The organism is Paenibacillus sp. 2TAB26 (assembly GCF_052115145.1).
Taxonomy (GTDB): domain Bacteria; phylum Bacillota; class Bacilli; order Paenibacillales; family Paenibacillaceae; genus Pristimantibacillus.
Map to the genome: position 1 here is coordinate 141,325 of NZ_JBFRGC010000009.1, position 19,437 is coordinate 160,761.

Below are 19,437 nucleotides of genomic sequence, written 5' to 3' on the forward strand. Positions count from 1 at the left end.
ATAGCAACCTACTTTTAAGCCCATTCTACTATTAAAACCATGAATTTAAGGACGTGAACCCTAATGATGGACAAGGACTATCATCTCGCTGAATTAAATAACCAAAGCGATGCGCTCGATGCCATTCGCAAGCTGGAGCAGCAATTGACTAAAACTTATGGCTCAGAAGTCGCATTAATTGCTTATGCCGCAGACGCAGATAATGAAAAAGATAAAGCCTAAACAGCATATTAAGGCGTAATCAACGGCATGGCTCCTGTGCAATTCACAGAGGCTATGTCTTTTTTTATAAAATGCCCCTTATTTTACGAGCGAAAAATAGCGGCCAGTATTCATCCGCGATTGCCGGGCAGCCTCTATCGGATTCCCAAACGTACACCCAGCCTGAAACAAGCTTATCCTTTGCGTCAGCAACCCATACCCTTTCATAATCATTTTGCTCCTCGTGACCATAAAATTGCTCGAGCGCATCCATGGATGCAAGTCCTTCTCTATCGACGACTATCCATTGACCGCTTATAATACTATTGCACTCTTTAGCAATAGCATCTCGAACGGCCGCTGGATAATCTCCGCAATCCACCAGTCTCCCTGCGATCTTGCCAGGTCGAATCGATTGCACATAGGATGAAACAAAATGATGGTTGTTTTGACCAGGCAGTAACGAACCGTAAATAAAAACAGGTATTTGCCGCATCTCTTCTCCAGCACCTTCCATCATGAAATAATAGATTGAAAATCCGTCTTCCTTCGAGGTGATTATTCCAAGTGACGATGAATCAGCCCTATGGTGTATATGGTTATCGATTTCAAGACCCGCCGCAGCTTCCCATCTATCAGTTATTTGCAACCGGCTATCAAGAGGTAACAGAGACTGACTACTGCTGGGACGGGATGAAACGAATTGACGGTCCGCTTTACTTATTCCAATATACTGTCTCCGGCTTCGGTCAATTCAGACTCGGGGATGAAACGCATGATCTCTATGCAGGCAATGCTTTCCTTGTAGAAATCCCTGGAGATCATCACTATTGCTTGCCGCAGTCGAGCGACCACTGGACTTTTTATTTTGTATTATTCCGCCAGCAGCATATGCAAGCGCTGTGGTCTGAGCTGCTGCATGCCGTCGGTGCCACACCAACATTTGAGCCTGCAAGCGCTGTCGTTCGCAGCCTTCAACATTTATATGCAGAGGCTCGCAGCAATCGTATTCAGAACAGCTACCAAGCATCATCTCTTATTTATCGTCTTATGATGGAACTGCTGCAATCAAGCACGCTGCAGCAGCAGGAGAAAATGAATTGGCCGCAGCAAATTAAGCAGGCAACTGCTTATATGGAAGCTGAATTCCATCGTTTGCAAAGCTTAGATGATGTCGCAGCTGCAGCTGGATTGTCTAAATATTATTTTACGCGAATGTTCACGAAGACGACAGGCATGTCACCGATGGACTTTGTAACGAAGCTCCGAATCGAGAAGGCTGTTCAGCTGCTTAGAAGCAGCAGCCTCACGGTCGAAGAAATCGCTCATACGGTTGGTTACTCGAGCGGCAGCTACTTTAGTAAAGTATTTCGAAGCAGAGTAGGCTTCCCTCCTGCTGATTTCCGCTTAGCCAAGGAGCTTCCTTCAATCGATCGTTTACAGTTCGATTGAAGAGCAACATTTTACATATCAACGCAATAAATTACGCTAGTCATCGACTAACGTTTCGTTTTACGATTGTCGTATAGAGCAATATTACGATAAGAGAGGACGAAGTCAAATGTATACAACTTCCAACCATCATCAATATGCAGCAACTCCGCCTATGGGCTGGAACAGCTGGGACTGCTATGGCGCAAGTGTGAGAGAAGACGAGGTTCGCGGAAATGCGGCATATATGGCCGAACATCTACGAGAATATGGCTGGGATTATGTCATTGTTGACATTCAGTGGTATGAGCCAGGGGCAAATTCATCCCAATATCGTCCTTTCGTTCCGCTTGAGATGGATGAGTATTCCCGCTTGCAGCCCGCAGCTAACCGATTTCCATCCGCTGCGAACGGTCAAGGCTTCAAACCTCTAGCTGATTATGTTCATTCACTCGGGCTAAAATTCGGTATCCATATTATGAGGGGCATTCCTCGTCAAGCCGTTCATGCAGACACCAGCCTGCTTGGAACAAACATAACCGCTCGCCAGATTGCACATCCGAATTCGATCTGCCCTTGGAACACAGACATGTATGGCGTTGATGCTTCCAAAGAGGGCGCACAGCAATATTACAATTCGTTATTTGATTTATACGCATCATGGGGAGTCGATTTCGTTAAAGTGGATGATATTGCCGCTTCCAGAATTTACGGCATTCATTTGGATGAAATCAAGCTTATTCATCACGCAATAGAACAATGCGGCAGACCGTTGGTGCTTAGCCTATCGCCTGGTCCTGCTCCTCTCGAGGATGCGGGTGCGCTTGCAGAGCATGCGAATATGTGGCGAATGACAGATGATTACTGGGATTTGTGGCACCTGCTTTATGAGATGTTTGAGCGCTGCGAGAAGTGGGCGCCGCATGCTCGGGATGGAGCATGGCCGGATTGTGATATGCTGCCGCTGGGGCATTTGGGCATTCGTTCTGTGGATGGCGGAGGCAGCGATCGCTGGACAAGATTTACACGGGACGAGCAGGTAACGATGATGTCGCTATGGGCTATTTTCCGATCGCCGCTTATGTTTGGCGGTGAAATGCGAGACATCGACGAATGGACGCTGTCATTGCTCACAAATGAGGAAGTATTATCCCTTCATCGGAATGGACGCGGTGCACGCCAGCTTTATCGAGAACAGGACCGTATTGCATGGACAGCACAGGGCGATGAAACATTGTACGTTGCTTTGTTTAATGCGAGTGATCAAGAGGATACGGTTGCCGTGACGCTTGCGCAGCTTGGTTTAGCCGATGCTCCGCTCGTACGCAATCTTTGGGCACGCGAGAATCTCGGCAGCTTGAACGAGCTGTCATTCTCTCTGCCTCCACACGGATCGTTATTGCTCAAATTAACATAGCATATTTAATGATCACGCTCGGCCGCCAATTGTTTATTCTAACAGGAATTTCTGCTGTTAAACTCGCTCAAATGCTGCTGCAGTGATGCTGAAATGGAAAAACTCCCGTTAATTTCTGCAAAAGACCACTAATGAGTCATTTGCATCGAAATAAGCTGGAGTTTTTCCTGTTATTTGTGTTGCAAGGCGTTTATTCGCTAATATAACGGGAAGTTTTCCTGTTACCCAGCTTAATAAGAGTGGATTCGAAGCTGAATCCCTATCATTTGGTAACCATTCGCACATCAAGCTTTCCCTAGTTTTGGCTTATAACGTTCCAATATGTTACAGTTAGAGTTCAAGTGCTAGCGTATCTGCCTCATATCCTTTGGCAATTATACGCTGCAGCTTGAAAAAATCTCATTCCTGAATACATAGGAGGTCGTTTAGTTATGGCAAGCCAAACAGGAGCCATCGTACAGCAATCCTTAAACGCACTAATGGGAGACCCTGCTTTTTTACCAAATTTACAAGCTCAAGCACGTGAGCAAGCTTTCTTATCACTTGCTGCTATTCTTTCCACGCCAAATAAAGTTCATAAAGCTTTTTTGCGCATTACGGTAGATAACGGCAATGTCGTTCGAATTCCGGCCTATCGCATACAGCATAACGATACACTCGGGCCTTATAAAGGCGGAATTCGGTTTCACGAATCCGTAAGCGAAGATGAAGTAACAAATCTAGCTGCGCTAATGACGCTCAAAAACGCGCTTCACGAGGTGCCTTTTGGCGGAGGTAAAGGTGGAGTCGTTATTAATCCACGCTCCTATTCCGCTAGAGAACTTTATCTCATTTGCAAAAAATATGTGCAATATTTCAGTGACGTGCTCGGGCCTGACAAAGATATTCCGGCACCTGATATGGGAACCGGCGAGCGTGAAATGGACTGGATGATGGCCGAATACAAAAGCATTCATCCTGGTCATCCTTACCTCGGCAGCTTCACCGGCAAAAGCGTCATTAACGGCGGATCTTTGGGCCGAAGAGAAGCAACCGGAAAAGGCGTTTATTTCACTTTCCGTTACATGCTTTATGATTTTCTTAAAGAGCAAAGCAGCTGGCTCGCCGGCAGCACAAACCCGTTTGTGCAAACCGCGTTAGCGCATGCGGACAAGCCGCTGTCGATCGCCATTCAAGGCTTCGGCAATGTTGGTTCAGTCGCTGCAATGGAAGCATATAAATGCTCTTATTTAAACAATAAAGTAGTAGCTGTAAGTGATCGCAACGTCACGTTGTACAATCCAGACGGTCTCTCTGTCCCTTCATTACTTGAATACGCATCGCTTCACCAAGGTGATTTGCCTTCGGACGAAGCCGCACTGTCTGAGCTTGATATGAAAGCCCAAATTCTTGGCCGCGAAGAAGTCCTTTATTTAGATGTAGATGTGCTTATTCTTGCTGCACTTGAGGAGCAAGTTCGCAAGGACAACGTCGATCAAGTAAAAGCACGCATCATAGTAGAAGGTGCGAATGCCCCTGTCACAGGCGAGGCTGATGAGGTGCTGACTGCAAAGGGCACCATCATTATTCCCGACATTCTTGCAAACGCCGGCGGTGTTATCGTCTCCTATTTCGAATGGCTGCAAGGGAGAGAAACACAATTTTTCACCGAGGAACAGGTGTATAAGATGTTGTATGAGAAAATGCAATCAACGTTAAACGGCATCCTGCCCGCGTTCTTTGGCGATCCTTTGCCGCTCCGTCAAAATTGTTATAATCATGCGGTTATGAAGCTGTCAACCGTGCTGTATCGTCAAGGCAAGCTTTATTAACATGCCTTCCTGACTAGTATCTGCATGCTCCTTTAAGAGCTTCTTAGTCATAAATGTGACTTTACAGATTCAAATAAAGGGCAATCCCTCAACCAGCTTTGGCTGCCGAGGAATTGCCCTTTTTATAATGAAGAAAACTACTGCTGAACATAACGATTAATGACTTCAACAAGCAAATCATTGAGCAGCTTAACCTCATATTCGCCTACTGCTGGCTCTAGGTGATCACTGCCGATACCGCTGTCATCGGTTAAAAACAAATACGTGCCGCCCGTCGCTGTTGCCATGAAACGCATCAAATATTCCGTCTCTGCACTCACTCCGCTAGAAGCTACAGGTATAATTCTAACCCCTTGCTCTGCCGCATCCTCTGTAAGCTGCTTTATCTCGTCGATAACCTGTGGTTCATCATGAGGCGGTGCGTCTAGAACGAGAAACAGCAGACGCGCTCTAGCATCCTTGCTCCACTCATGCTCATGAAGCGCATCGCGCAGCGCCTGATCAACAGCCTCGGGATAATCTCCGCCCCCATCCGCCTTTTGTTTGTTAAATTGATCTATCACTTTATTTATGTCCGTAGTGAATGGATACGGCTTGACGATATAATCATCATGCTTATCTTTGTAAAAGTTTGCGCTAATACGAATACCAAGCTGATTTGCATGCTCATCGGACACTCGCTTCACAACATCCTTAAGCTCCGCTTCCAAATAATTTAGCTCATCTTCCATGGAGCCTGTCGTATCCACAACAAACATGATGTCTACCTGATCTGACAGCGCTGTACTTTTACTTAAATCAACTTTAATGCTGCCTTGCTGTGGGATGTCGATCTCCTGCGTCGTCTTGCTTTCTTGACCCGATTGCACTTTAACAGTATAACGGCCTAAGTTCGCCGTATCACTTTCAAATAAACCTGCATACACATAGGCTCTGCCCTCCGTGTTTGTACGCGCCTTCCATATCGTCTTCTTGCCTGCGTATAGTTCTACCTGTGCATCTGACAATGCTTTGCCTCCAGCTGTGACGATAACCTCAAGGCGGTTAAAATTCCAGAACTGCCATACCCGCTTGCTGCTATCCCCTTCTTGCGAGTTGAGTAAATTGCCAAAGCGATCCCAAGCAGCTATATCATCCCATTCGCCAGCAGTTAGTTGCCCGGCCTGCTCTATTTTGTCTGGATTTGAATACCCGCGTTTGCCCCCCTCTTTTTGTCTTAGTGGCTCCACACTAATGGATTTTCGATCCTCACCACTTGTAGTAGCTTCTCCTTTGCTCGGAGCTACACTCTCCGAACTGCTTTTGTATTCCATGTCTCGGTTACCACTGTTCGAGGCATCATTCTTAGAGGAAGAGCACGCGCTTAATACAAGAAACAGGGAAAGCAAAACAACGGTAATCCAGCCCAATCTTTTTCTTTGTCTAACATCCTTGTTGAGAGAATGACCCGCTTTCATTCCTTCAGCCCCTTTTTATTTATATTTACGTTTCCTAATCTGACGATTATTGGAAGTGTAATGTTGCATTAATAAGCCAGTAACATTACAATCGTTAACAGACATGCTGCGAGTCCCATGATCGGCTGCATGAAGCAATTATTCAGGAGGACTTCACCTTGGAAACATTCGAATTAATCGCATTTGAAATGACATATCAGCAAAAGACGATTCAGCTTTCTTTTACTTCCGCTGAGCTCGTTCGAGTTACGGAGTATGGGGATCGATTATGGTACGTGGATATAAATGGCGTTGGCGATCGTGAGCTATTAGCATGGTTTGGCAGAAATGAGGATATCGGAATTGAGCTTACTGCTGTCGCCAGCAGTGGGCAAACCTTCCGAGGCAAAGGCTATTTTCATCCGAATGAGCCTCATCAAGCTGCTGCTGTTCGGGGCGATGGCGAGCTGCTTGAAACATAATGCACACAAAAAAAGAAGCTAAGATAAGTCATGTTAATGACTTGCCTTAGCTTCTTTTGATTTATTATTATTTGCCGTGAGCAATTTCAGGCGTTGTAAGGCGATCATAAAACTCTACGCCTTTATCTTTGTCTGCAGAATCACGAAGCGCCATAGCGGAACGTGGATGCTCATCCAAAATACCTGTAATCATGTAAGGAATGATGTAACCCCATTCTTCCTTCTCGCGAAGCGGAACCATATACTTCTCGATCATATCAAGGACAGGACGGATGTTATATTTCGTGTTTTGAAGCTCAGATACCAATAGCTCCGTGTTGCAGTTGCCCGCTGCGCGGCCCATGCCATAAACAGATGCATCAAGCAGCTCAACGCCATGTTCTGCTGCTAGCAGCGTGTTAGCAAATGCAAGCTGCAAATTGTTGTGTGCGTGAACGCCTAGACGTTTGTTAGGCAAATGCTGACGGAACTTGTCAACGAGGTAGCTCATATCGCTTGGCTTCAAGCTGCCGTAGGAGTCAACGACGTAAACAACGTCAACAACGCTCTCATTGATAAGCTGGAAAGCTTCAATAAGCTGGTTCTCCATTACGTTAGAGAGAGCCATAATGTTAATTGTCGTTTCATATCCGCGATCATGGAATACTTTAACCAGCTCAAGCGCTTTATCTACATCTTGGATGTAGCAAGCAACGCGAATCAGATCAAGCAAGCTCTCGCTGCGCGGCAAAATGTCGTTCTCGTCAACTCGACCGATATCAACAAGTGCGGAAAGCTTCGTATTTCCTTTGTTAGGGATGACTTTTTTCAAGAAATCATCATTTAGAAAACGCCAAGGTCCTGCACTTTCAGCACCCTTAAGCAGTTTTGGAGAGTTTTTGTAGCCGATTTCCATATAATCGACGCCGGCTTCGTTCAAGCTTTGGTACAAATGCTGAACGAACTCGACACTAAAATCCCAATTATTTACGAGTCCGCCATCACGGATCGTGCAGTCAACAATTTTACAGTGGCTTGTTTTTGATTGCATGCTTTGTTACTCCTTTGATGTGAACATGAGTTCATTTTATCTCATCATACTTGAAAAGAAAGAGGAACGCAAAATAATTTTGTCGTTTTATGGTTAATTTAGAAGCAGTTTTGTCTACTCTGCAAACACCTTCTAGGTCAGCGATAGGACATCTACTTTGACTATTATGACCAATGTTCAGACAAAAAAGCCGTCTCAACGAATTAACGTAGAAACCGGCTTCTTTGGCTGCTTTCACAAATAAATTATTTAACAAGCGTATGAGGCTCTTGTCCATAATGACCCGATCGCTTCATTTTTGTTTGGATATATTTTTCATTATAAGTAGAGGAATTGCCCCATAATGGCACTCTTCCCGCCACGTTCATACCCGATTTGCGCAGTGCATCCACTTTCCGCGGATTGTTGGTAATGATCGATACCGGGTGCTTACGCAGCAGCTTCAGTACAGCAATTGCTTCACTATAATCGCGCGAATCATCTGCGAAACCAAGCTCTGTATTCGCATCAACCGTATCGAGCCCATCCTCTTGAAGCAAGTAGGCAATCGCTTTACTGAACAAACCGATTCCACGACCCTCATGATTGGCTAAATAAAAGAGCGCCCCCGTGCCATGCTCTATAATGATCCGCATCGATTGCTTTAACTGAAAGCCGCAATCACATCTTGCGCTTCCGAAGATATCGCCTGTATGACAGATGCTGTGCATCCGAATAAGCGCATCTTCATTATTTTCAAAATCGCCATATACGAGAACGCTCGATTGCTGCAGATCCGCATAAGAGAAACGATTTAAATCATCAACGAGCTGCTCGGGAGACATCTCTTCGCCTGCTTCTTTGCGGAGCCAGCTATACCAATGAAAAACCTTTGTTTCTCCGTCAAGGTCGACGGGAAGCTTCACAGGACCGATCACATAAATGTCATCATTGCCGCTTTGCGTTCGTTTTAGTTTGTTTTTAATAAGTGCTGCTATATTAGGTTTAATCATGCTAGTTCACCTTCTCTAAAAGTATACGCAATTAAAATTGCATGCATAAGTAGCTTAGCGTACCAAATTCATAGCTTCGATAAATGACCTTTGGAGCTGACTCCGGGCTGCCGCTTCCTAAAGCTATATATAATGGAACAAAATGTTCTGCACGGGGTACTGCCATTTTAGCATGTGGAGCAAGCTGTTCATACTGAAATAGCGAATTTGTATCGTGCTTATTCATTTTTTCTATTAGCCAATCATCAAACTGGACAGCCCAGCTCTCCGGCTCCTTCTGTCCCCAGTTTACAGCACGAAGATTATGAACGGTCACTCCGCTGCCTATGAGCAAAACATTTTGTGAGCTTAAGCTTCGCAGCGCCTCGCCAATTCGGAACTGCTCCTCCGGAGCTCGATATGGATTTACAGAAATCTGCACGACAGGAATGTCTGCATTCGGGAACATATGCTTCAGCATCGTCCATGAGCCATGATCCAGTCCTCTTTCATTATCATATGCTACCTGAATATTTTTTTCGCTCAGCAAATGGCCAACATGCTCAGCGACTCTTACTGAGCCTTTAGCAGCATATTTGATCTGGTAGAGCTCATCAGGAAAACCATAAAAGTCATAAATCGTTTCATATTCATCATCCTTGGATGAAATCGTAACGATGTCCGTCTCCCAATGCGCTGTGAAAATAACGATCGCATCCGGCTTTAGACTCGCACCTGTTTGTTTCAGAAATTCGCTATATTCATTTTGCTCGACAGCGAGCATCGGTGATCCATGCGCTAGAAATAAAGGATTCATTGCGGTACCTCCTTAAATTCACTTACTATTTGTAACTAATTATAATTTTATAACTAAAGATAGTCAAGTAATTAACATTATCCAAGTGTGCTTGTATAAATAAGATATTGGAGTTATACTTATTAGAAGTAAAAAGAGGTGATGCGCATGGATCAATCTAACCTTTGTCCCCGTTTTCAGAAGGGAATGGAACTTATAAGCAAGCGTTGGACCGGCCTTATCATATTCCAGCTTTTGTCCGGCCCGCAGCGCTTCTGCGCCGTTCAATCCGCCCTTCCGATCAGCGGCAGATTGCTGTCAGAACGTTTCAAAGAGCTTGAGAATGAAGGTATTGTCGATAGACATGTTTACCCTGAAATACCTGTACGCATAGAATATTCATTAACGGAAAAAGGCCTTGCTCTTGAGCCGATTATCCGTGAAATACAAGTGTGGTCTCAAGACTGGATTGAACCGATAACCAAAGTCTAATCCATCCTACACAGCATAAAAGGGATTATCTGCTCAGCGGGGTTTAAGCGCTGACTAGATAATCCCTTTTTTTTAATGTTTATCCGTAATCCGGTTCGCCACAATGAGCATATCCATATGACGGCCGGCTTGCAGCAATTCACGGACGATATTGCCGCGAAAGCTTGCATACCACGCCTTTCTGCTAGGCTGCCCGACGATAAGCTGCGTTGCTTTGATGCGATTGGCTGCCGTTAGAAGTGTACCTGCAATATGCTCCCTGCTCTCCGCTTTGGACATTTCAAATACTCCGCCAAGCCTCTCGGTCAGCTTCATCAACAGATCACGCTTATTGATCGCCTCGTCTGTCCAAGGTGCGCCATCCTGCACATGATGCACATGCCACTGCGCCTTCAGCCGATACGCGATGCGGAAGCCCCGCCGAATAAGCCGCTCTGCGTCCGCGAGAATATCGATGCCGACAAAGATGACCTCTCTTCGGCGCAGCGTTCCACGGAGCGTCTGATTGCGATCCCATGCTTCAAGCCGTTCATCCACATCATCAGCAAGCTCGCGAAGGGCAAGCTCTCGCAGCGCAATTAAATTGCCCGTCGTGAAAAAAGCACCAAGCGCTTGTTCCACTTTGGCTTTGGCATATATTTTCCCATCTCTCATACGCTGCTGCAGCATTTGCGGTGTCACATCGATCAGCTCTACTTGATCTGCCAGCCTTATAATCGCATCGGGTACCGTTTCTCTAACACGAACGCCAGTAACCTGCTCAATGGCGTCATTCAAGCTTTCAATATGCTGCACATTCATCGTCGAAACAACCGATATTCCCTTCTGCAGCAAATAAATGACATCCTCATAACGCTTCTTCCTCAAGCTGCCCGGCACATTCGTATGAGCTAACTCATCCACCAGCACAACATCGGGATTTCTGCTAACTATCGCTTCAACATTCATCTCTTCGAGCTGAGTACCTCGATATTGAATCGTTTGCCTAGCGATTATCGGCAGCTCTCCAATCTGCTTCAATGTATCCTCGCGCCCATGTGTTTCCACGATGCCAATAACGACATCTATACCTTTCTGATACATCATGTTCGCTTCAGCAAGCATCCGATACGTTTTCCCGACGCCTGGCGCCGCCCCGATATACAGATTGAAGCTGCCTCTTCTCATGGATTCCATTTGCTGCTCGCGCTCATCTGGGCTGAACCTTCGAAACAACGCTTTCCGCGAATCACTTCTTTGCTTAACAGGCAAAATCCGCTCGCCTTCTTGCTCTGAGCGGTCTGCCATAAGAAATAAATCGATCTGCTTGAGCTTGCGCAGCACGCTGTCAACAATCGATCCCTGTTTCAGCTGCTGCCATCTGCTCTGCTTGGAATGACCCATAACGATACGAGTAACCTGATGCTCCTCCGCGTACCTTACTAGAGCGGACGGCAAACGACGGCGGCTTTGCAACGGCAGCTCCTCAAATGTGCCCCCTACTTTAACGGTAAGCTTCTTTATTGAAGCTTTAAACGCCTGCTCTTCCTTGGACAGTTTTTTTTGCGGCTCTTTAAAGGAAACGACTACGACATCTCCATTAAGCCTGCGGGCAATTTGCTGCCCTCTTCTTACATATAAAGAGCCGTTCCAATGATATTGTGCGGTTACCAGAATACGCTCGGAAGCACCCGACGGACCCGTAAGCCCCATCTCCTCCCGATGCTTCTCCAGCGACTCATTGACTCCCTCTGCGACGAGCCGCAGCGACAGCTCTCTCAGCACCGCAAGATTTCCCCGCAGGGAAATTGCAGGATCGGGCTTAACGCCGAGCGTTCCATCCTCAAACCGCTTAAGCATCGTTTCAGGCGATACATCAATCAGCCTAACCTCATCAGCTAGCTCAAGCGTATGAGCAGGCACGGTGCAGCTCGGACGAATTCCCGTCCATTTGAGAACAGCCTGATCTACACCCTCGAGCTCATACACATTGATTGTTGTAATAACGCTTATGCCCTTGCCAAGCAAAAAAATAATATCTTCTAGCCGCGTTTGAAACTTTGCATCAGTTCGATTGCGATGGGCTAGCCCATCTATGAGCAGCACCTCAGCGTCCCTCTCTACCAAAGCATCCAGATCAAGATCCTTTTGCTCTGCACCATCCTTCTGCCAATGGATGCTTGGCACACGCTCGAAAAGTTCAATCAATTCGAGCGTCTCCGGACTCTGCGGCCTAGGAACCGCGCAAAGAACAACATCAATGCCATCTCGCTTCAGCTCTGTTCCTTCTCGCAGCATATGATACGTTTTGCCTGAACCGCTTACCGCTCCAATGAGTATTTTCAGACGTCCTTGATGCAGCTTTGCGATGGAGAGCAGCAGCTCCTCTGGCGTTTTCTTTTTCAGCGGAGCCATATGGCTATTCCCCCAACATTTTTGACAATGCGATATTCAGCTTCAACACATTAACCCGTTCGTCACCGAAAACGCCTAAATCGCGGCCTTCCGTATTTGCTTTAACCAATTGCTCAAGCTCTGCTGGCGACACGCCGGTCAGCTTGCTGATTCTTGCGATCTGTACATCAGCCGACTGTGGCGTAATATGCGGATCAAGGCCTGAGCCCGAGTTCGTAATTAAAGCGATCGGCAGCTGGGAAACCGGTACATCTGGATTTTGTGCCTTCCAAGCCTCAATGGAAGCTTTGGTCCTTTCGATTAGAGCTGGATTGGATGGTCCAAAATTGTTCGATCCAGAACCGGCAGCATTATAGTCAATGCTTGATACACGTCCTTGAAACCATTTCGGATCAACAAAGCTTTGGCCGATCAGCTCTGAACCAACCACTTGGCCAGAGCTATCCTTTATAAGGCTTCCATTCGCTTGCTTAGGGAACAGCAGCTGAGCTGCTCCCGTGCTTGCAAGAGGGTAAATAATGCCGCAAATAATCATAAATATGATGCTGATTCGCAAAGGTATCATTAACGATGACAACTGGAATCGTGATGCGTTTTTCGCTTGTTCATTCATATAGGTAAGCCTTCTTTCGTGTATGGTTATATTAAATCCATAAATGCACTGCAAAGTCGATGAGTTTAATGCCAACGAACGGAACAATGACACCGCCCAGACCATAAATGAATACGTTGCGGCTAAGCAATTTGGCTCCGTTCATCGGTTTGTACGCTACGCCTTTAATGGCAAGCGGGATAAGCAGCGGAATAATAATGGCGTTAAAAATAAGCGCCGACAGTATAGCAGACAATGGAGAACCTAAATTCATAATATTTAGAACGCCCATCTCTGGAATGGCAAGCATGAACATCGCTGGAATGATTGCAAAATATTTGGCGATATCATTAGCGATACTAAAAGTCGTCAATGCCCCTCTTGTCATAAGCAGCTGCTTGCCGATAGCAATGACTTCAATAATTTTGGAAGGGTCCGAATCCAAGTCAACCATATTGGCAGCTTCTTTTGCAGCAATCGTCCCGCTGTTCATAGCAAGACCCACATCCGCTTGGGCAAGTGCAGGAGCATCGTTTGTACCGTCACCAGTCATCGCAACCATTTTTCCTTCGGCTTGTTCACGGCGTATAACCGCTATTTTATCTTCCGGCCTGCTCTCCGCAATAAAATCGTCGACTCCCGCTTCATGTGCGATGGTTGCTGCAGTAAGCGGATTGTCTCCCGTACACATAATCGTTTTGATGCCCATTTCACGCAGCTGATCGAATCTTTCCTTCATTCCTGGCTTAACGGTATCCTTCAAATAAATAACACCAAAGATTTGATTATCAACAGCTACTGCGAGCGGTGTACCGCCTAATGTAGCAATCGTATTCGAAATATTTTCTAAATCGGTTGGTATGGTCCCCCCCTGTGAAGCTACCCACTTCCGAACCGCATCGACAGAGCCCTTCCGAACTCGGCGGCCGTTTGCCAGATCAATGCCGCTCATTCGCGTCTCTGCTTTGAATTCAATAAATTCGCCGCCTTCCGCAAGTGAAGCATCATAGCTTAAGCCCTGCTTCTTCATCCATTCAAGCACAGAACGGCCTTCAGGCGTTTCATCCTTAATCGAGCTAATAGCCGCCCAACCCGATAAAGTTTGAAGATTGCTGCCTCCGACAGGCACAAGCTCGCTTGCCATCCGGTTGCCGAATGTGATCGTTCCTGTTTTATCCAAAATCATCGTATTAATGTCGCCTGCTGCTTCAACAGCCTTACCTGACATAGCCAGTACATTAAACTGAGTTACTCTATCCATCCCAGCAATGCCGATTGCTGATAATAGTCCGCCGATGGTCGTCGGAATCAAACATACAAGCAGCGCAATTAATACTGGAATTTCTAAGTGGATATCCAAATAGTTAGCGATTGGTGCCAACGTAACAACTACAATTAAGAAAATAATCGTTAAGCTAGTCAAAAGTGTATTGAGCGCAATTTCATTAGGCGTCTTCTGACGTTTCGCTCCTTCAACAAGGGCAATCATCCGATCGATGAATGACTCCCCGGGGTCACTCGTCATGCGCACTTTAATTTTGTCACTCACAACCCTTGTACCGCCTGTAACCGAGCTGAAATCTCCTCCAGCTTCTTTAATAACTGGCGCCGATTCACCTGTAATCGCTGATTCATCTACGGAAGCCAGCCCTTCAATGACCTCGCCATCACCAGGAATCATCTCACCTTGGGAGACGATGAAAATATCGCCTTTGCGGAGCTCCGTTGATGATACGACTACAATAGAGCTGCCGACGAACTTATTGGCGCTCATTTCCTGCTTAGATTTTTTGAGCGAATTGGCCTGTGCCTTGCATTTGGAAAAATAGTCATCAGCAGAACGATAACCGTCCCTACCTCGACAACAAACATAACGGGATTTTTCATCATCGTAACTGGATTTAATTTCACAAAGCTATCGACAACGGCATGTTTAACCGCGTCTCCCGACAGCAAATTATTCTTCTTATTTTTATTCATTATCGTTCACCTCATCCGTTAGCGGAGTGTCAAATATTCTGCAACCGGCCCAAGCACGATGACCGGCAAGAAGGTTAATGCACCAATTAAAAGAACAGTACCAATTAGTAATATAGTGAAAAGTCCATTATCTGTACGGAACGTCCCGATTGTTTCTGGAACAGGCTGCTTGCGAACAAGAGATCCTGCAACCGCAAGCATCGCAATCACCGAAATATAGCGGCCGGTCAGCATGACAAGTCCAGTGCTAATATTCCAGAAAGGCGTATTATCGCCTAATCCCTCAAAGCCGGAGCCATTATTCGCAGCCGATGACGTATATTCGTAAAGCACCTGGCTAATGCCGTGAAACCCTGGATTCGTTATCGCCCCGTGACCCAAATCCGTCATAAAAGCGATGGCTGTGGGCACTAATATAATGAAGGGATGAACTAGAATCGCTATCGCTATCAGTTTCATTTCTCGCGGCTCTACTTTTCGTCCCAGAAACTCTGGCGTTCGGCCGACCATCAGCCCGCATATAAACACAGCTAGTATGGCGTACATGAGCATATTGATAAGCCCTACTCCCTTGCCTCCAAAGACGACATTAAGCATCATTTCAGCAAGCGGAACCAAGCCGCCAAGCGGTGTAAGCGTGTCATGCATATTGTTGACGGTACCCGTTGTCGCAGCAGCTGTTACCGTTGTGAACAGTGCCGATTGCGCGATACCGAACCTTACTTCCTTGCCTTCCATGCTTCCTTGAGTCGCGTCGATTCCTAGTGCGCTCATTGCAGGATTGCCTGTTTTCTCCGATGTGTAAGCAAGGCTTAGAAACACAAGAAACAGACACATCATGGCGGAGAATACAACCCAGCCCTGCTTTTTGTTTTTAGCAAAAAGCCCAAATGCATAAGGCAGTGAAGCCGGCAGCGCCCACATCGACAAGATTTGAATCACATTCGTTAATGGATTTGGGTTTTCAAATGGATGAGCCGAGTTCACTCCAAAAAAACCGCCGCCGTTTGTGCCCAAATGTTTGATGGATTCAAGCGAAGCTACAGGACCGATTGCAATTTGCTGCATGGCTCCCTCAAGCGTTTTAATTGTAAATGTTGGATCAAGTGTTTGCGGCACCTGAAGAGCGACAAGCACTAGCGTGATAATAAAGGAAATCGGAAGAAAAATTCTTGTGTGTGCTTTTACAAAATCCTCGAAAAAGTTGCCGATCGTCGTTCCTTTACTCGTAATCCCACGAACAAACGCGATGGCAACCGAGAAGCCCGTCGCCGCTGACGTGAACATCATCATCATGATGACCGCCATTTGGGAGAAATAAGATAAGGCACTTTCCCCGCTGTAATGCTGAAGATTCGTATTGGTAATAAAGCTGATGACTGTATTGAAAGTCAGTGTAGGCTCCATGGCTGCCATGCCATTTGGATTAAACGGCAGTGCATTTTGGAACCGCAATATCAAATAGCTGAAAGCAACTAAAATTAAATTGGTTGCAACAAAGCTGAGTGCGTATATCTTCCAACTCATGCCCTCTCTTTTTTTGAGACCAATAAGCTTAAATATAAATCGCTCCGTCCCTCCGAATACTTTGTCTAACCGATTGTGTTCATTTGAGAACACATGATAGACGTAAGTACCAAGCGGCTTAACTAACAATACAAGAACGGCAATGACGATAAGCAATTGTAAAATATCCATCTTGTAAATCCCCCTCTATTAAAACTTCTCCGGATGAATTAAAGCATAAATCAGATAAACGAAAACAAATACAGCCGCTATCGCTATGACAGTCATTAGCCTTCGCCCCCTGTTTTCTCAATAACACTGGAGCACCAAGTTAAAAATCCGTAAAATAAACCGAAGCTAGCTAACAACGCCCCGAACATATAAAAATCCTGCATGTAAACCCCTCCTGCATTATTTGTTGCTTAATAGAAAACCGACTTCACCGGTATGAGAGAATACGATATGATCCGCTCCAAGCCCCTTGTAAATAGCCCTTGGATTCCACTGCTGTGTGATGACGTAAATGGACTTTGAGGTCCAAGCTCTACAGCACTGTACAAAGCGGCAGCTAAGCGCCAAGCTGCTCTCGAATATAAATACCTCGCTAATGTTCATCGAAGGAACATTCCAGCTTTGACGATCATTCGTATTGATGTACAAAACATTGCTGATGCCCTGCTTGCGAAGCTGTTTTTCTTCCTGTTTACTATTTGTCAAAACGATAAATTTTAATTGATGAAACTGCAAAGTTCGTATAAATGATTGGCCAGCCTCGTTTAAACCAGCAACAATAATATGCTCTTCCTGCAACCGAATTCTCCTCCATATGGTAAAAAAGGCAACAAAAAAGAAGCCTTGGGATAAGAGGAACTTTTCCCGCGGCTTCTTTGCCCGCAGCAGAATAAGCCGCGGGAAGCACGATGGCTGTTGCCTCTCTCGAGTACACTTACGAGGTTAGCTGTCGGATTCGGGCCTTGAGAGTTGCCCTACGCTTGATCATTTTCAAGCGATTCACCCCATGAAGCGAAGTCGTGATTACACACGAATCGTTCGTTGGTTCCCCCGTTCCTGCTGCTGCAGGACTCAGCGTTTTCTTACATTTTGTAGCAAATTAAGCTTTTTTGGGCACAAAAAACCACAGAGGTCTATGACACTCTGCGGTCGAAGTTAATCGATCACAAGCTTCATCATTCCTCTCTCGGTCCACGCTTACGAGGTTAGCTGTCGGATTCGGGCGGTGAGAGTCGCCCTACTTTGACCGGTATCCATGGCACCTGTCAAAGATTCACCCCTGCTCTGCGTTTGTTCGACTCTCACATCGAACAGGCGCATCGCGTCATTATTGGTTCCCCCGCTTCCGCTTTCACGGAAACTCAGCGATCAGTAAATCGAAACTTATTTATAAATCCTGTATCGAATATTACTCCTCGCTATAAATACTGTAAAGGCAGTCTGCTACCTAATTTAGCCAGTTTCAGCCTTGCAGAGCGATTCGCAACGCTTACATTCATTTCGATCTCTCGATATCTCACTATTTCTCAGTTTTACTCTTGTTTTCAAAAATAGTGTTCAATCCCTTTCCAACGATTTTATGCGTGAATAATCAGATTTCTCTATAATCGAGAATGGAAGAGAATAAACGAGTATTTCGAAGAATAAATATCTTTTTACTGCCATAACGAATGGATTTCTTTTAATATGGCATATGGCTGCCTTTTCACGATATACCACAGTTTTACAATATTGCATTTCGGGTTTACCATAGACGGCAAGCCAATATGGCTGAGTATTATCGGTGAATTATTCAAATCGAGGAGAGATCTCATTGATGTCTACACCAGTTGAAGTACCCTTGCCAAGCTTGGAAAATCATCCTGCTGCCTTGTTTGAAATTAAAAGAATTCAAATGTTTGTGCTGCCGGCTTCCATGCTTGAATCGAATGGTTACCGTGTTTGCCTAAGGCTCTCCACTGCTAATGGTCATGGCTGGAGTGAGCTGTTTATTAAAAAATCCGAGAAGCCTTGCGATTGGATCAGATGGAGCAGTATGCTGCTAAGGTTCATCGGCACACTTCCTCTTGCGTCTCCTTTTGTTTTTCAAACAGATCCAATGATGAAGGACGAGCGTATATTTCATTTGTTTGCAGCCGCTGCTTTGCATATAGAATCCAATCATTACACTTTTCCAAACTGTGAATATGACCGTGAAGAGCATACTTTATTTAAACAAGCTATCTCTTATGTATCGTTATTTTAAGCACTTCTGATTTACAGATGCGTTAATGAAGGGTATAATTAAGAGTAAACTATTTACGCTGAATTTTTCGAATGAAAAAGCGGGGGAACCATCGCGATCGATCGAGATCGATTCGCAAGGGGTGAATCCAGGGATTTGTAACCCTGGTAGGGCTTTCTCTCTAGCCCGAATCCGACAGCTAACCTCGTAAGCGAATAAAGGAGAGATGTATATGTTGACAAATTGTGCACGAAATCTGCATCTTTTTACGGAACAGACCCCTTATTTATCTGTCACACGAATCGAGCTATTCGTCATTCCTGCTCTTGCCGTCGATTCTGCAGGCCATCGCGTATGTCTTCGTTTAACAAGCAATCAAGGCTTCGGCTGGAGTGAACTATTTGCCAGCGACACAGAAGAGCTCATTGACTTAGAACGATGGAGCGACCTGCTTCAGTCTTTTATCGGCAGCATTCCTCTACCACCTCTTAACCAGTATCACTATGACAAAACGGATCAGGATGGGCGCGTTCTCGACTTATTCGTCTCCGCCGTCAAGCATGTCCTAGCACAATCCGCCGATGCAGCCCCGTACAGCAACGACCATGAAGAGTCTGTTTTGCGTCAACGTTCCGTCTCCTACATCTCTTTGGATTAATTTC

At 45.7% G+C, this 19,437-nt stretch carries 18 protein-coding genes, 1 pseudogene and 3 riboswitches; of the genes and pseudogenes, 8 read left to right on the forward strand and 11 right to left on the reverse strand.

Going from position 1 to position 19,437, the window contains the following annotated elements; translation table 11 throughout:
- The first annotated feature begins 63 nt into the window (after positions 1 to 63).
- The gene (locus tag AB4Z50_RS11905; protein ID WP_339207657.1) at positions 64 to 222 is read left to right on the forward strand and encodes a hypothetical protein; all 159 of its coding nucleotides are present in this window, start codon (positions 64 to 66) and stop codon (positions 220 to 222) included.
- Positions 223 to 286: 64 nt separating this feature from the next.
- Here AB4Z50_RS11905 and AB4Z50_RS11910 read toward each other — a convergent pair whose 3' ends face one another.
- Positions 287 to 721: a gamma-glutamylcyclotransferase family protein gene (locus tag AB4Z50_RS11910; RefSeq protein ID WP_441879070.1), complete on the reverse strand. Its 435-nt coding sequence runs from the start codon at positions 719 to 721 to the stop codon at positions 287 to 289.
- A 53-nt stretch (positions 722 to 774) separates the two neighbouring features.
- Between AB4Z50_RS11910 and AB4Z50_RS11915 the strand changes: the two genes are divergently transcribed.
- The 3 genes from AB4Z50_RS11915 to AB4Z50_RS11925 all read left to right on the forward strand — a co-directional run bounded on the left by AB4Z50_RS11915 (position 775) and on the right by AB4Z50_RS11925 (position 4,860).
- Positions 775 to 1,653, forward strand: coding sequence for a helix-turn-helix domain-containing protein (locus AB4Z50_RS11915; protein ID WP_441879072.1), 879 nt, complete (start codon positions 775 to 777; stop codon positions 1,651 to 1,653).
- Between the two features lie 109 nt (positions 1,654 to 1,762).
- Complete coding sequence (locus AB4Z50_RS11920; RefSeq protein WP_441879074.1) at positions 1,763 to 3,049, forward strand: glycoside hydrolase family 27 protein; 1,287 nt, start codon at positions 1,763 to 1,765, stop codon at positions 3,047 to 3,049.
- A gap of 431 nt (positions 3,050 to 3,480) precedes the next feature.
- On the forward strand, positions 3,481 to 4,860 hold the full coding sequence (locus AB4Z50_RS11925) for a Glu/Leu/Phe/Val family dehydrogenase (RefSeq protein ID WP_441879076.1): 1,380 nt from the start codon (positions 3,481 to 3,483) through the stop codon (positions 4,858 to 4,860).
- 137 nt (positions 4,861 to 4,997) lie between these two features.
- Here AB4Z50_RS11925 and AB4Z50_RS11930 read toward each other — a convergent pair whose 3' ends face one another.
- Entirely contained in the window at positions 4,998 to 6,317 is a 1,320-nt protein-coding gene (locus AB4Z50_RS11930; RefSeq protein ID WP_441879078.1) for a VWA domain-containing protein, read from the reverse strand.
- 158 nt (positions 6,318 to 6,475) lie between these two features.
- On the opposite strand from AB4Z50_RS11930, the gene AB4Z50_RS11935 reads away from it, so the two are divergent.
- Entirely contained in the window at positions 6,476 to 6,778 is a 303-nt protein-coding gene (locus AB4Z50_RS11935) for a hypothetical protein (protein ID WP_441879080.1), read from the forward strand.
- Positions 6,779 to 6,845: 67 nt separating this feature from the next.
- Here the strand turns inward: AB4Z50_RS11935 and AB4Z50_RS11940 are convergent, their stop codons facing one another.
- The 3 genes from AB4Z50_RS11940 to AB4Z50_RS11950 form a co-directional block, all read right to left on the reverse strand.
- Positions 6,846 to 7,808 (reverse strand): aldolase catalytic domain-containing protein, encoded by a 963-nt coding sequence (locus AB4Z50_RS11940; RefSeq protein ID WP_441879082.1) that lies wholly within the window; start codon positions 7,806 to 7,808, stop codon positions 6,846 to 6,848.
- Between the two features lie 245 nt (positions 7,809 to 8,053).
- Positions 8,054 to 8,800 (reverse strand): GTP cyclohydrolase II, encoded by a 747-nt coding sequence (locus tag AB4Z50_RS11945; protein ID WP_441879084.1) that lies wholly within the window; start codon positions 8,798 to 8,800, stop codon positions 8,054 to 8,056.
- A 31-nt stretch (positions 8,801 to 8,831) separates the two neighbouring features.
- The gene (locus AB4Z50_RS11950) at positions 8,832 to 9,596 is read right to left on the reverse strand and encodes a DODA-type extradiol aromatic ring-opening family dioxygenase (RefSeq protein WP_441879086.1); all 765 of its coding nucleotides are present in this window, start codon (positions 9,594 to 9,596) and stop codon (positions 8,832 to 8,834) included.
- Between the two features lie 147 nt (positions 9,597 to 9,743).
- On the opposite strand from AB4Z50_RS11950, the gene AB4Z50_RS11955 reads away from it, so the two are divergent.
- The gene (locus AB4Z50_RS11955) at positions 9,744 to 10,067 is read left to right on the forward strand and encodes a winged helix-turn-helix transcriptional regulator (RefSeq protein ID WP_076267930.1); all 324 of its coding nucleotides are present in this window, start codon (positions 9,744 to 9,746) and stop codon (positions 10,065 to 10,067) included.
- 72 nt (positions 10,068 to 10,139) lie between these two features.
- Here AB4Z50_RS11955 and AB4Z50_RS11960 read toward each other — a convergent pair whose 3' ends face one another.
- The 6 genes and pseudogenes from AB4Z50_RS11960 to AB4Z50_RS11985 form a co-directional block, all read right to left on the reverse strand.
- A complete protein-coding gene (locus AB4Z50_RS11960) occupies positions 10,140 to 12,461 on the reverse strand; it encodes a histidine kinase (protein WP_441879088.1) in 2,322 nt (773 codons plus the stop codon).
- A 4-nt stretch (positions 12,462 to 12,465) separates the two neighbouring features.
- Positions 12,466 to 13,074, reverse strand: a complete 609-nt coding sequence (gene kdpC / locus AB4Z50_RS11965; protein ID WP_076267932.1) for a potassium-transporting ATPase subunit KdpC — start codon at positions 13,072 to 13,074, stop codon at positions 12,466 to 12,468.
- A gap of 31 nt (positions 13,075 to 13,105) precedes the next feature.
- A pseudogene (gene kdpB, locus AB4Z50_RS11970) lies at positions 13,106 to 15,033 on the reverse strand (potassium-transporting ATPase subunit KdpB).
- Between the two features lie 18 nt (positions 15,034 to 15,051).
- Positions 15,052 to 16,731: a potassium-transporting ATPase subunit KdpA gene (gene kdpA / locus AB4Z50_RS11975; protein ID WP_441879090.1), complete on the reverse strand. Its 1,680-nt coding sequence runs from the start codon at positions 16,729 to 16,731 to the stop codon at positions 15,052 to 15,054.
- A gap of 18 nt (positions 16,732 to 16,749) precedes the next feature.
- On the reverse strand, positions 16,750 to 16,827 hold the full coding sequence (gene kdpF / locus AB4Z50_RS11980) for a K(+)-transporting ATPase subunit F (RefSeq protein ID WP_076268070.1): 78 nt from the start codon (positions 16,825 to 16,827) through the stop codon (positions 16,750 to 16,752).
- 123 nt (positions 16,828 to 16,950) lie between these two features.
- Entirely contained in the window at positions 16,951 to 17,349 is a 399-nt protein-coding gene (locus AB4Z50_RS11985; RefSeq protein ID WP_441879092.1) for an NAD-binding protein, read from the reverse strand.
- 118 nt (positions 17,350 to 17,467) lie between these two features.
- Positions 17,468 to 17,638: riboswitch (cyclic di-AMP (ydaO/yuaA leader) on the reverse strand.
- A 91-nt stretch (positions 17,639 to 17,729) separates the two neighbouring features.
- A riboswitch (cyclic di-AMP (ydaO/yuaA leader) is annotated at positions 17,730 to 17,928 on the reverse strand.
- Between the two features lie 439 nt (positions 17,929 to 18,367).
- Here AB4Z50_RS11985 and AB4Z50_RS11990 point away from each other — a divergent pair.
- Entirely contained in the window at positions 18,368 to 18,796 is a 429-nt protein-coding gene (locus AB4Z50_RS11990) for a hypothetical protein (RefSeq protein WP_441879094.1), read from the forward strand.
- A 46-nt stretch (positions 18,797 to 18,842) separates the two neighbouring features.
- Positions 18,843 to 19,004: riboswitch (cyclic di-AMP (ydaO/yuaA leader) on the forward strand.
- Positions 19,005 to 19,007: 3 nt separating this feature from the next.
- Positions 19,008 to 19,433 (forward strand): hypothetical protein, encoded by a 426-nt coding sequence (locus tag AB4Z50_RS11995; RefSeq protein ID WP_076267937.1) that lies wholly within the window; start codon positions 19,008 to 19,010, stop codon positions 19,431 to 19,433.
- Positions 19,434 to 19,437: the final 4 nt, after the last annotated feature.